General features: G+C 72.1%; 10 protein-coding genes. 7 read left to right on the top strand and 3 right to left on the bottom strand.

All coding sequences use genetic code 11. The features are described from left to right. Positions 1-251 precede the first annotated feature (251 nt). Positions 252-1,448, bottom strand: a complete 1,197-nt coding sequence (locus tag IH48_RS0124815) for a DUF7544 domain-containing protein (RefSeq protein WP_030908796.1) — start codon at positions 1,446-1,448, stop codon at positions 252-254. 190 nt (positions 1,449-1,638) lie between these two features. Between IH48_RS0124815 and mtnA the strand changes: the two genes are divergently transcribed. From mtnA to IH48_RS0124780, 7 genes are all read left to right on the top strand, one after another. Then, entirely contained in the window at positions 1,639-2,781 is a 1,143-nt protein-coding gene (gene mtnA / locus IH48_RS0124810; protein ID WP_030908793.1) for an S-methyl-5-thioribose-1-phosphate isomerase, read from the top strand. Positions 2,782-2,796: 15 nt separating this feature from the next. Next, entirely contained in the window at positions 2,797-3,474 is a 678-nt protein-coding gene (gene mtrA / locus IH48_RS0124805; protein ID WP_030908790.1) for a two-component system response regulator MtrA, read from the top strand. A 1-nt stretch (position 3,475) separates the two neighbouring features. Next, on the top strand, positions 3,476-5,530 hold the full coding sequence (gene mtrB, locus IH48_RS0124800; protein WP_078849995.1) for an MtrAB system histidine kinase MtrB: 2,055 nt from the start codon (positions 3,476-3,478) through the stop codon (positions 5,528-5,530). Beyond that, a complete protein-coding gene (locus tag IH48_RS0124795; protein ID WP_030908784.1) occupies positions 5,520-7,370 on the top strand; it encodes an LpqB family beta-propeller domain-containing protein in 1,851 nt (616 codons plus the stop codon). The genes mtrB and IH48_RS0124795 overlap by 11 nt, the downstream gene beginning before the upstream one ends. A gap of 75 nt (positions 7,371-7,445) precedes the next feature. Beyond that, entirely contained in the window at positions 7,446-8,183 is a 738-nt protein-coding gene (locus IH48_RS0124790) for a ComF family protein (RefSeq protein WP_030908782.1), read from the top strand. A gap of 315 nt (positions 8,184-8,498) precedes the next feature. Continuing rightward, positions 8,499-9,188, top strand: a complete 690-nt coding sequence (gene hpf / locus IH48_RS0124785) for a ribosome hibernation-promoting factor, HPF/YfiA family (protein WP_030908779.1) — start codon at positions 8,499-8,501, stop codon at positions 9,186-9,188. 188 nt (positions 9,189-9,376) lie between these two features. Beyond that, complete coding sequence (locus IH48_RS0124780) at positions 9,377-10,138, top strand: response regulator (RefSeq protein ID WP_030908776.1); 762 nt, start codon at positions 9,377-9,379, stop codon at positions 10,136-10,138. Positions 10,139-10,163: 25 nt separating this feature from the next. Here the strand turns inward: IH48_RS0124780 and IH48_RS0124775 are convergent, their stop codons facing one another. Together IH48_RS0124775 and IH48_RS0124770 are read right to left on the bottom strand one after the other, a co-directional pair. Continuing rightward, on the bottom strand, positions 10,164-11,354 hold the full coding sequence (locus IH48_RS0124775; RefSeq protein WP_030908773.1) for a winged helix-turn-helix domain-containing protein: 1,191 nt from the start codon (positions 11,352-11,354) through the stop codon (positions 10,164-10,166). Positions 11,355-11,429: 75 nt separating this feature from the next. Continuing rightward, a complete protein-coding gene (locus tag IH48_RS0124770) occupies positions 11,430-12,005 on the bottom strand; it encodes a GNAT family N-acetyltransferase (RefSeq protein ID WP_030908770.1) in 576 nt (191 codons plus the stop codon). Positions 12,006-12,043 lie beyond the last annotated feature (38 nt).

Here is a 12,043-nt window from a genome sequence, read left to right as displayed (position 1 = left end):
GCTAAGCTCTACTGCGCCGATGGTACTGCAGGGGGGACCCTGTGGGAGAGTAGGACGCCGCCGAACAATACGTTGCAGGACCGGGGAGGCCCGCACCATTTGGTGCGGGCCTTTTCGCATTTCCTCGCCCGCTCCCTGAGTACGTCCCTGATGGCCGACAGCCCAAGAATGTCCGGTGCTGGGGGATTCCGCGCGTCAGGTGCCGCTGCTGCCACCGGGGTTGGGGCGCTGGCCGGCCGTTCAGGTCACGGTCACTGGCCCGGGATGCCGGCGGCACGCGCCAGTTCCAGGTCCAGGGCCTCGCGGCGGATGCGCCGGTCCACGTAGAGCAGGACGGTGACGCCTGCCGAGAAGGGCAGGGTGAGGGCGTTGGCGACGACCGCGCCGACGCCCGTGATGATCAGGTAGGTCCACCCGAAGTCGGGGGTGGTCCCGGAGAGCATGCCGCCGAGATCGGAGCCGCCGTCGGCGATCGTCGCGATGAGGGTGAACGGGATCGCGATGACCATCGAGACGACGAAGCTGAGCACCAGCGTGAGCAGCAGGACGCCGAAGGTGCGCCACCACGCTCCGCGTACCAGCTTCACCGAGCGCCGCATGGAGGCGATGACGCCTCCGCGTTCCAGCATCAGCGCCGGGGAGGCGAGACTGAAGCGGATCATCAGCCAGATGATCACGGCGAGTGCGGCGAGGCTGAGGAGCACGGACAGCGACACGCCGGCGTCCGAACCCGACAGGGCGCCGGGCAGGATCGCGATGGCCAGGATGGCGAAGCTGATCAGTGGCAGCAGCAGGGTCAGCCCGACGAGTTGGGGAATGCGCGGACGTGCTTCGTGCCACGCGTCGCGGAAGCTCACGTCCCGTCCCAGTACCGAGCGGCTGACGACGACGGTCAGGACGGCCGTGGTGAAGAGCGTGCCGATCAGGGTGATGCCGAGCGACACCAGCAGCGTGAGCATCGTCGACTGGAGGACGTCGGCCGTCCGGTGCAGGGTTTCCGTCGGCGTCGCGGACGGGTCGAGCTCGGGCGGGGCGGGCAGCAGGTAGCGCTGCATGAGCAGGTCGGCGACCTGGGAGACGGCCGCGACGGTGACGGTGACGCCCAGGACGGTGCGCCAGTGGGTGCGCAGTACCGACACTGAGCCGTCGAGGAGTTCGCCGATGCCGAGCGGGCGCAGCGGGATCACGCCGGGCTTGGGGGCGGTGGGCCTGCCCCAGGCGGGGCCACCGCCGGGGCCGGGTGCGCCCCAGCCCGTGGCCGGCCGCGGCCCCGGCTGTGCGGGCACGGTCCGCGGCGGGGTGGGGGGCGGGGACCACTGCGCCGGTGGCGGCTGCTGGGCGGACCATCGGCTCGGGGGACCGGTCTCCTCGCCCGCGTGCGGCGTGCCGCCCTCCTGGTCGTCGGACGGGGCGGACCCGGGCGATGCCCAGCCCGGAGTGTCGTTCACGGTCGTCCACCTCGTGGATGTGTCGTCGGGGCTCGGCGTGCCGGTGGTGTTCGGCGGTCCACCGGGAGTGCCGGCGGGCGGTTGGCAGCCATCGTGCCACGCGGTGCGGGAGCACGGGCCGGAGGGCGTATCTCCCGACGCCGGCTCTTCTCGCCTTCATTGTCATTGCCGGAGCAGGCAGACTGGGCGAATGGCTGATCAGCACGCACCATCCCCTGTCGACGCACCGCCGTCCATGGTCCCGGCGCTCCGCTGGGACGAGCCGCCCGAAGGTCCCGTGCTCGTACTGCTCGACCAGACGAGGCTGCCGGCGGAGGAGGTCGAGCTCGTCTGCACCGACGTGCCGGCTCTGGTGGGTGCCATCCGCACGCTCGCGGTGCGGGGCGCGCCGTTGCTCGGCATCGCAGGGGCCTACGGGGTGGCGCTCGCGGCCGCACGCGGGTTCGACGTCGACGACGCGGCCCAGTCGCTGGCCGGGGCGCGGCCCACGGCCGTCAATCTGGGGTACGGGGTGCGCCGGGCGCTGGAGGCGTACAGGCGCGCGCTGGACGCGGGCGGGGACCTGGCGGGCGCCGCCGCGGGCGCGCTCGCGGAAGCCAGGCGGCTGCACCTGGAGGACGCGGAGGGCAGCGCCGCCATGGGGGCCGCGGGGCTCGGTCTGCTCGACGAGTTGCTTCCCGGCGGGAACCACCGCATCCTTACCCACTGCAACACCGGCGCGCTGGTGTCCGGCGGGGACGGCACGGCGTTCGCCGTGGCGCTGGCCGCTCACCGGGCGGGCCGGCTGCGGAGGCTCTGGGTGGACGAGACGCGCCCGCTGCTCCAGGGAGCGCGTCTCACCGCGTACGAGGCGGCACGCAACGGCATGGCGTACACGCTGCTCACGGACAGTGCGGCGGGCTCGCTGTTCGCGGCAGGCGAGGTCGATGCGGTACTGATCGGTGCGGACCGGATCGCGGCGGACGGCTCCGTGGCGAACAAGGTGGGCAGCTATCCGCTCGCCGTGCTGGCCCGCTACCACCATGTGCCTTTCGTGGTGGTGGCGCCGACGACGACGATCGATCCGGACACCCGGGACGGTGCGTCGATCGAAGTGGAGCAGCGTCCTGGACAGGAGGTCACCGAGGTGATGGCACCGCAGACAGCCGGTGCGGAAGTGGTCAGCGGGCTGCCGGTGGCCCCGCTGGGGACGCAGGCGTACAACCCGGCGTTCGACATCACTCCGCCCGAACTGGTGACGGCGCTCGTCACGGAACACGGGGCGCTGTCCCCTGTGACCGGCAGTGGAATCGCGGACCTGTGTGCCAGGTCACGACCGGCAACGATTGGCTGATGGGATGATGTCGATATGAAGGGACGCGTCCTTGTCGTCGACGACGACACCGCACTGGCCGAGATGCTCGGGATTGTGCTGCGTGGTGAAGGGTTCGAGCCGTCGTTCGTCGCGGACGGTGACAAGGCGCTGGCCGCCTTCCGCGATGCCAAGCCGGATCTGGTGCTGCTGGATCTGATGCTGCCGGGCCGGGACGGGATCGAGGTCTGCCGGCAGATCCGGGCCGAGTCCGGGGTGCCGATCGTCATGCTCACGGCCAAGAGTGACACCGTCGACGTGGTCGTCGGTCTGGAGTCGGGTGCTGACGACTACATCGTCAAGCCGTTCAAGCCGAAGGAGCTCGTGGCCCGGATAAGGGCACGTCTGCGCAGGTCGGAGGAGCCGGCGCCGGAGCAGCTGACCATCGGCGACCTCGTCATCGACGTCGCGGGGCACTCCGTCAAGCGTGAGGGGCAGTCCATCGCGCTGACGCCGCTCGAGTTCGACCTGCTGGTGGCGCTGGCACGCAAGCCGTGGCAGGTGTTCACGCGAGAGGTGCTGCTTGAGCAGGTGTGGGGGTACCGCCATGCCGCCGACACCCGGCTGGTCAATGTGCACGTGCAGCGGCTGCGCTCCAAGGTCGAGAGGGACCCGGAGCGGCCGGAGATCGTGGTGACCGTGCGCGGTGTCGGGTACAAGGCAGGACCGAACTGACATGACCGGCGGCAGCACCGCGCCGAAAGCCGGGCGTCAGGGGGCCGGCCGCCGCTTCAAGGGCGGACGGCTGCTTCAGGACGCACCGGCGGGCGGCCCGGTGCTGCGCCTGGTCATCCGGCTGCTGCGGCGCCCGCTGCTGCCGGTGATGCGGCTGTGGCGCCGCAACATCCAGCTGCGGGTCGTCGCCGCGACGCTGCTGATGTCGCTCGGCGTGGTCCTCCTGCTGGGATTCGTCGTCATCGGGCAGGTACGCAACGGCCTGGTCGAGGCGAAGGAGAAGGCCGCACAGAGCCAGGCCGACGGCGGTTTCTCCGTCGCGCAGGAGAAGGCGGACGCCCAGCCGGTGCCCGGCGGCCGCGGCGGCGACGGCACGGACCCCACGGTGGTGGGGACGAACTCCTGGCGCACGGACCTGGTGGAGCAGCTGGCGAGCGGGGGGCCCGGCGCCTTCAATGTCGTGGCGCTGAGCGCCGACTCCACGCCCAAGCGCGCCCCCCGTACGTCGGGGAGCGTGGACCTGGCGTCCATACCGGACGATCTGCGGCGTGCGGTCGCGAGCGGCACCGGCGAGTTCAAGACGTACGGGAAGATCAAGTACACGGACGCGTCGAAGGACCGCAAGGCCGAGCCCGCGCTGATCATCGGCAAGCGGCTCAACGACGTCGACCGTCACCCCTACGAGTTGTACTACCTCTTCCCGCTGACGCAGGAGGAGCAGTCGCTGAACCTCGTGAAGCGCACGCTGGCGACGGCGGGCCTGTTCGTGGTGGTTCTGCTGGGCGCGATCGCGTGGCTGGTGGTGCGCCAGGTGGTGACGCCGGTACGGATGGCTGCGGGGATCGCGGAGCGGCTGTCCACGGGCCTGCTGCACGAGCGGATGAAGGTCACGGGCGAGGACGACATCGCCCGGCTCGGCGAGGCGTTCAACAAGATGGCGCACAGCCTCCAGCTGAAGATCCAGCAGCTGGAGGAGTTGTCGCGGATGCAGCGGCGCTTCGTCTCCGACGTGTCGCACGAGCTGCGCACGCCGCTGACGACGGTGCGGATGGCCGCTGACGTCATCCACGAGGGCCGTGAGGACTTCGACCCGGCGACGTCCAGGTCGGCCGAGCTGCTGGTCGGGCAGATCGACCGGTTCGAGTCGCTGCTCGCCGACCTGCTGGAGATCAGCCGGTTCGACGCGGGCGCGGCGGCGCTCGAGGCCGAGCCGATAGACCTGCGGGAAGTGGTGCGGCGCGTGATCGACGCGGCCGCGCCCCTGGCCGAGCGCAAGGGGTCGGCGGTCCGGGTCGTCGGGGACGAGCAGCCCGTGGTCGCGGAGGCCGACGCACGGCGGGTGGAGCGCGTGCTGCGCAATCTCGTGGTCAACGCCGTCGAGCACGGCGACGGCAGGGACGTGGTCGTGCGGATGGGGGCCGCCGGAGGCGCCGTGGCCGTCGCCGTGCGCGACTACGGGGTCGGGCTGAAGCCGGGGGAGGCGACGCGCGTGTTCAACAGGTTCTGGCGCGCGGACCCGGCGCGCGCCCGTACGACCGGCGGTACGGGCCTCGGCCTGTCGATCGCCGTGGAGGACGCGCGCCTGCACGGCGGCTGGCTCCAGGCGTGGGGCGAGCCCGGCGGTGGCTCGCAGTTCCGGCTGACCCTGCCGCGCACCGCGGACGAGCCGCTGCGTGGCTCGCCGATAGCGCTGGAGCCCGAGGACTCGCGCGGGAACCGGGCCCGCGCGGCCGCCGAGGTGGCGGACAGGACCGCCCGGCAGGTGGCGAACACGGCGTTCCCGGTGCGCGGCGGTGGCGCTGCGCTGCCCGGCCCGCCCGTGCGGGGCAGCCGTACGACGGCCGTCGTGGACCCCGCGGCGCTGCCCGGCAACGGGGCACGCGTGGTGGCCAGGCCGTCGGCCGAGCGCAAGCAGGACGCCGGCACGCCGCCGGCGGCGCAGGCTCCCGAGGGGGAGGCCGAGGCGGCCGGTGCGGACGGCAGCGGCGGCGAGGACTCCGGGCGGGACGCCGCGCGGAGCGCATCGGAGCGGGAGGACTCGGCTCGTGGGCGGTGACAGCCTCCGGTACGGCCGGAAGCGCACGGCAAGGCTGTCGGCATGTCTCGTCGTGCTGGCTCTCGCGCTCGCGGGATGCGCGTCCATCCCGGACAGCGGCGACGTCGAGCCGGTGAAGGTGTCGCCGCAGGACGAGTCGCAGGTGCGGGTGTACGCCGTCCCGCCGCCGCAGAACGCGACGTCCGCGGACATCGTCGACGGCTTCCTTGAGGCGATGACCAGCGACGACCCCGACTTCGCGATGGCGAGGAAGTACCTCGCCAAGGACGAGGCGGGTTCGTGGCAGCCGCAGAAGGGCACGACGGTGCTCAGCGAGGCGCCCGACCTCGAGGGGCCCGAGAAGCCGCACTCCGCCGACCAGCCGGGTCTGACCTATCAGATGATCGGCCAGGAGATCGCCACGGTGGACGCCGACCACGTCTACCGGCCGCTCAAGCCCGGCAGGTACCAGGATCAGCTGCACCTCATCCAGGAGAAGATCGGCGGCCGCAAGGAGTGGCGCATCGACGCGCTGCCGCAAGGGCTCGTGCTCGGCCAGTCCGACTTCCAGCGCAACTACCGTCCCGTCGACACGTACTTCTACGCCAGGGGCGACAACTGGCTCGTCGCCGACCCGGTCTTCATCAGGCAGCGGATAGACCCGCTGACCCGGATGGACCCGATCACGCAGGCGGTCAACGTCCTGCTCGCCGGGCCCACCGGATGGCTGAAGCCGTCCGTGGCGTCCGCCTTCCCCGCCGGGACCCGGCTGCAGAAGGGCACGAGAACGCTCCAGTTCGACGACAACAACGCGCTGACGGTGCCGCTCAACGCGGCCGCACGGCAGGTGACGCCGCTGGTGTGCAAGAAGATGGCGGCCCAGCTGTTCTTCACCCTGCGCGACCTGACGTCGACCAGGGTCGGCCAGATCGCGCTGCGCTCAGGACGTACCTCGCTGTGCTCGGTCACCGGTGACGAGGCGCAGGCCTACGAGCCGGGCAACCCGGCCGGCCAGCCCGACGACGCCTTCTACGTGGACGCGGACGGCAGGCTCGCCCGCCTGGCGCCCGACGACAAGAAGGGCAACGACGACGCCAACCTCGTCCCCGGCCCGTTCGGGCACGGTGCGGTGAAGCTCGACTCGGTGGGCGTCGCGCGCGACGAGAAGCGTGCCGCCGGCGTCGCGCAGGACGGGAAGTCGCTGTACGTCGCGTCGATCACCCACGATGCGGAGGCCGGCAGCCCGCTGGTGACCAGCCAGGGCGCCAAGGCCTCCGACCGGCTGTCCGCGCCCAGCTGGGACAGCAGGGGCGACGTGTGGGTCGCGGACCGCGACCCGGGCCACGCGCGCCTGCTCCGGTTCACGGGCGGCGCCTCGTCCGCCGAGGAGGCCACGGTCGAGGGGCTCGACGGGCGGCGGATCGAGGCGGTGCGGGTGTCGTCCGACGGCGTGCGCGTCGCGCTGCTGCTGACGAAGGGCAGCCGGACGAGCCTGGAGATAGGGCGCGTGCAGCAGAGCGGGTACGGCGACCACAAGAAGCTGGCCGTGCTCGGCCTGAAATCGGTGACACCGCAGATGGAGACCGTGACGTCGGTCTCCTGGGCGGGACCCAGCCGCCTGGTGATCGTGGGCAAGGAGGCCGGCGGCGTCCAGCAGATCCGCTTCATCCAGGCCGACGGGTCGACGTCGGACGCGTCCGTCCTGCCGGGCCTGAACCAGGTGACGGGGATCGCGGCGGGCGACAAGGACTCCAAGCCGCTGGTGGCCGACTCGGGGGACGCGGGCATCGTGGAGCTCCCGTCGGGCGGGAACTGGCAGGCGATCGTCGAGCACGGCTCCTCACCGGTCTACCCGGGCTGACCGGCCGGCCGGCTGTCCACAGGCGCTTGTCCACAGGGGTCGCGCGGCGCCTCGGAGGCCGCCAGAGTGGTTCCCGTGCTGGCGTGGTGGCGAGAGCTCGGCGGCCTGGTGCTGCCTGCGGCGTGTACGGGGTGCGGCGATCCGGGGACAACGCTGTGCGAGGCGTGCCGGCGGGCGCTGTACGGGGCACGGCCGCGCCGGGTGCGGCCGGCGTCCGGGCCCGCGGGCCTGCCGCCCGTCCATGCGGCGGCGCCGTACGAGGGGGCGGTGCGCGAGGTGGTGCTCGCGCACAAGGAGCGAGGGGCGCTCGAACTGGCCGCGCCGCTCGGCGCCGCGCTCGCCGGCGCCGTGGCGGCGGCCGTGGCCGTGCCGCGGGGTGCGCGGGGCGGCGGGCTGCTGCTCGTGCCGGTGCCCTCCACGCCGCGTGCGGTGGCCGCGCGCGGCCAGGACGCGACCCTGAGGGCCGCGAGGGCGGCGGCCGTGGCCCTGCGGCGCGCCGGACGGGCGGCCGAGGTGGTGCCGGTGCTGCGGCAGCGGCGCCGCGTCGCCGACCAGGCGGGGCTCGACCCTGGCGGGCGCAGGGCGAATCTGTCGGGGGCGCTTGAGGTCGTCAGGAACGGCCCGCGCCTGCTCGGCCGGGGGCGTGTCGTCCTCGTCGACGACGTCATGACGACCGGCGTCTCGCTGGCGGAGGCGGCTCGCGCCGTGGATGCGGCACGCCGCCGTGAGGCCGGGATCCGGGCGGTGCGTGGCGGCATGTCGGCCGCCGTGATCGCGGCGCCCCGACCGTCCTTCGAAATAAACCGGAACTGACCGGTTACTTGCGGGATTGCAGGTAACGAGGAAGGAAAAACACCTGAACGGAGGTGGCTGCCGGTACCGGGTGCCGATACCCCCCTCAGAGAGCTATGTTCGGTTGTGAGGAACGGTGAGAGCCGCGACTCGGTGAAAGCACCGCTGTGGTTCGGCGTTTTCGGAGAACCTCCGACGGGCACGGGTGGGGATCATGCCCGCGGGGGAGGAGGAGGTGAAAGTCGCCAAGTCCGAGGCTCCGGTGGCTGCCGGGGCCTGGTGCAACAAGGGGCGCCTTCGCAGCGAGGCGGGGGTGCTCCGGGAACGGAGTTCTGCGTGGACATCGTCGTCAAGGGCCGCAAGACAGAAGTGCCGGAGCGGTTCCGCAAGCACGTGGCCGAGAAGCTGAAGCTGGAGAAGATCCAGAAGCTCGACGGCAAGGTGATCAGCCTCGACGTCGAGGTCTCCAAGGAACACAACCCGCGTCAGGCGGACCGCTGCGACCGCGTGGAGATCACGCTCCGCTCCCGCGGGCCTGTCATCCGCGCGGAGGCGTCCGCGGCGGACCCGTACGCGGCGCTCGACCTCGCCACGGGCAAGCTGGAGGCCCGGCTGCGCAAGCAGCACGAGAAGCGCCACAACCGCCGCGGGGCCGGGAGGCTCTCCGCCGCCGTGGTGGCCGACCACGTGCCCGGCGTGGCGGAGTACAGCATGAACGGCGCCGCGGGGCACCAGGAGGGCGAGACCGCGGTACGCACGACCAGGATGGGGTCGCTCGAGGTGCAGGGCGACGGCCCCCTGGTGGTCAGGGAGAAGAACCACGTAGCCGCGCCCATGACACTCGATCAGGCGATGGAGGAGATGGAGCTCGTCGGCCACGACTTCTATCTGTTCGTGGACTCCGACACGAAGGAACCCAGCGTCGTCTACCGGCGCCACGCCTACGACTACGGCGTCATCCACCTCAGGACCGATCCGCTGGCGGAGCGCGAGAGCGGTGGCGCCGGCGGGGCGCTCGGCGGCTGAGCGCTCGGACGGCAGGTGTGGTGCCCCCGAGGATCTGAACGGGTTCTCGGGGGCACGCCCGTGCGACATGGTGATCCCCGCGGACGGGTCCCGGCATGGAATCATGGCAGGGCAGGCCAACGCGGCTTGGACGAGCAGCGGTTGGCCGTCACAGCGACTTGGGGCCACGGCCTTCAGGGGGAGGAACGATGGCGGAGGGCTTCGGTCCGGTACTGGGAGCGCGCGGCGCCGGAGGCCCGGTCGAGGGTGCCGAGCCCGAGGACGGCGATGACTACGGCGCTGCCGTGAAGGAGCCGATCCGGGTCCTCGTCGTCGACGACCACGCCCTCTTCCGCCGCGGGCTCGAGATCGTCCTCGCCCAGGAGGAGGACATCGAGGTCGTGGGCGAGGCCGGGGACGGGGCCGAAGCCGTGGACAAGGCCGCCGACCTGCTGCCCGACATCGTGCTGATGGACGTACGCATGCCGCGGCGCGGCGGCATCGAGGCGTGCACGTCGATCAAGGAGGTGGCGCCGAGCGCGCGGATCATCATGCTGACGATCAGCGACGAGGAGGCCGACCTCTACGACGCGATCAAGGCGGGCGCGACCGGCTACCTCCTCAAGGAGATCTCGACCGACGAGGTCTCCACCGCGATCCGTGCTGTCGCCGACGGCCAGTCCCAGATCAGCCCGTCCATGGCGGCCAAGCTCCTCACCGAGTTCAAGTCCATGATCCAGCGGACCGACGAGCGCAGGCTCGTGCCCGCGCCCAGGCTGACGGAGCGCGAGCTCGAGGTGCTCAAGCTCGTCGCCACCGGGATGAACAACCGCGACATCGCCAAGGAGCTGTTCATCTCGGAGAACACCGTGAAGAACCATGTGCGCAACATCCTGGAGAAGCTTCAGCTGCACTCCAGGATGGAGGCCGTGGTCTACGCGATGCGGGAAAAGATCCTCGAGATCCGCTGACTCCCCGGCTGTCCCGCGACGAACGTCAGGCGAGCGCGCGGGACAGCTCCGCCGCGAGGACCGGGTCGTCCACGCGCTCGATCCGCACCGTGTCGCAGCCGACCCACTCGGCCGCCTCGCGCAGCGCCTGGGCCATGGGCGCCACGGCCTTCGCACCGTCGAGCGAGACCTGCCGGGCCACCAGCGTGCTGCCGGAGCGTGCCGGGTCGACCCGGCCGACGAGCTTGCCGCCCGCCAGCAGCGGCATCGCGTAGTAGCCGTGTATCCGCTTCGGCTTCGGCACGTACGCCTCGAGACGGTGCGTGAACGCGAAGACGCGCTGGGTGCGGGCCCGCTCCCAGATCAGCGAGTCGAACGGCGACAGCAGCGCCGTTCGGTGCCGGCCGCGAACCGTGGCCGTGAGCGCGTCGGGGTCCGCCCAGGCGGGCCTGCCCCACCCCTGCACCGCCACGGGGACCAGGCCGGAGTCGGCGATGACCGCGTCGACCTGTTCCGCCTTGAGGCGGTGGTAGTCGGCGATGTCCGCGCGGGTGCCCACCCCGAGTGCCTTGCCCGCGAGCCGTACGAGGGGGCGCAGGCACTCCTGCTCGCTCAGGTCGTCGTGGAGCAGCTCCGCCGGCACGGCGCGCTCCGCCAGGTCGTACACGCGCTTCCAGCCGCGCCTGCCCGTGCACACGACCTCGCCGTACATCAGGGCGCGCTCCACGGCGATCTTCGCGTCCGACCAGTCCCACCACGGGCCGCCGTTCTTCGCCCCGCCCAGCTCCGTGGCCGTCAGCGGGCCCTTGTCGCGCAGCTGCGCGATGACCGTCCCGTACGCGCCGTCGGCCAGCTCGTGGTTCCAGTGGGGGCGGTCGCGGTAGGCACGGCGGCGGAACGCGAACAGCGGCCACTCCTCGATGGGCAGCACGCACGCCGCATGGGACCAGTACTCGAAGGCGTGCGGCACCGGGGAGGGCGCGCCGGGCGGCGCCGGGGCCCAGTAGGCCTTCTCGACGGCCTCACGGCCGACAGGGCCGAGGCGGGCGTACGCCACGAGCTCGTGCGAGCGTGCCAGCACGGAGATCGTGTCCAGCTGGACGGCGCCGAGGGCGCGCAGGACACCGCGTACGCCGCCGCGGCGGTCGGGCGCGCCGATGAATCCCTGCGCGCGCAGCGCGATGCGGCGGGCTTCGGCCGCGGACAGCTCGGTGGTCGCGGGTGGGGCGGTCGTCATGCTCGGCAATCTAGACCGCGGCACTGACAATCCCCTCCGGCAATCCCCTCCGTCCGGCGCTTCCGTCGTGGCTTTTCAGGCGCTCGCCCGCTGGGCCGGCAGGTAGGCGTGGGCGGATTCGAGCCCCAGGTCGGACGGGAGCAGGGAGCCGATCCACAGGTCCCGCAGGGTGCCGCGGCTGAGCAGGGCGGCCCGCAGCGTGCCCTCCCACACGAACCCCGCCTTCCGCGCGACGGCCCTGGACGCCTCGTTGCCCTTCTCGGCGCGCCATTCCAGGCGGTCGACGCCCTGTGCGAAGGCCCAGCGGGCGAGCGCTCCGACCGTCTCGGCGGTGTAGCCGCGGCCGCGGTGCTCGGCGGCCGTCCAGTAGCCGATCTCCCACGCCTCGGTACGAGGCTGCAGATTCGCCGCGCCGATCAGGGCGCCGCCACCGCGCGGAAAGACGCCGAAGGTGTAGACGGTGTCCGTCCGCCACCCCTCGGGGACGACCTGTTCGACGAAATACTCCGCGTGCTGTCGCTCGTACGGTGAGGGTATGGGCACCCAGCGCTGGATCTCGGGATCCTGGCAGACGGTGTGCACGGCCTCGACATCGGCGCTGACCAGCGCCCGCAGTTCGAGACGGTCGGAGCTGATCTTCAACGGGTCCATGGACCGATTGTCCTCGTCCGCCCCGGTCGCGGCTCACG

The organism is Streptomyces sp. NRRL F-5126 (assembly GCF_000721265.1).
GTDB lineage: Bacteria > Actinomycetota > Actinomycetes > Streptomycetales > Streptomycetaceae > Streptomyces.
The sequence above is the reverse complement of the archived record's forward strand: the minus strand, read 5'-3'. Positions and strand labels throughout refer to the sequence as shown.

Coding starts and splice junctions, on each gene's coding strand:
- mtnA (WP_030908793.1), top strand. CDS start 1,639: ATGGCTGATCAGCACGCACCATCCCCTGTCGACGCACCGCCGTCCATG.
- mtrA (WP_030908790.1), top strand. CDS start 2,797: ATGAAGGGACGCGTCCTTGTCGTCGACGACGACACCGCACTGGCCGAG.
- mtrB (WP_078849995.1), top strand. CDS start 3,476: ATGACCGGCGGCAGCACCGCGCCGAAAGCCGGGCGTCAGGGGGCCGGC.
- IH48_RS0124780 (WP_030908776.1), top strand. CDS start 9,377: ATGGCGGAGGGCTTCGGTCCGGTACTGGGAGCGCGCGGCGCCGGAGGC.
- IH48_RS0124775 (WP_030908773.1), bottom strand. CDS start 11,354: ATGACGACCGCCCCACCCGCGACCACCGAGCTGTCCGCGGCCGAAGCC.
- IH48_RS0124770 (WP_030908770.1), bottom strand. CDS start 12,005: ATGGACCCGTTGAAGATCAGCTCCGACCGTCTCGAACTGCGGGCGCTG.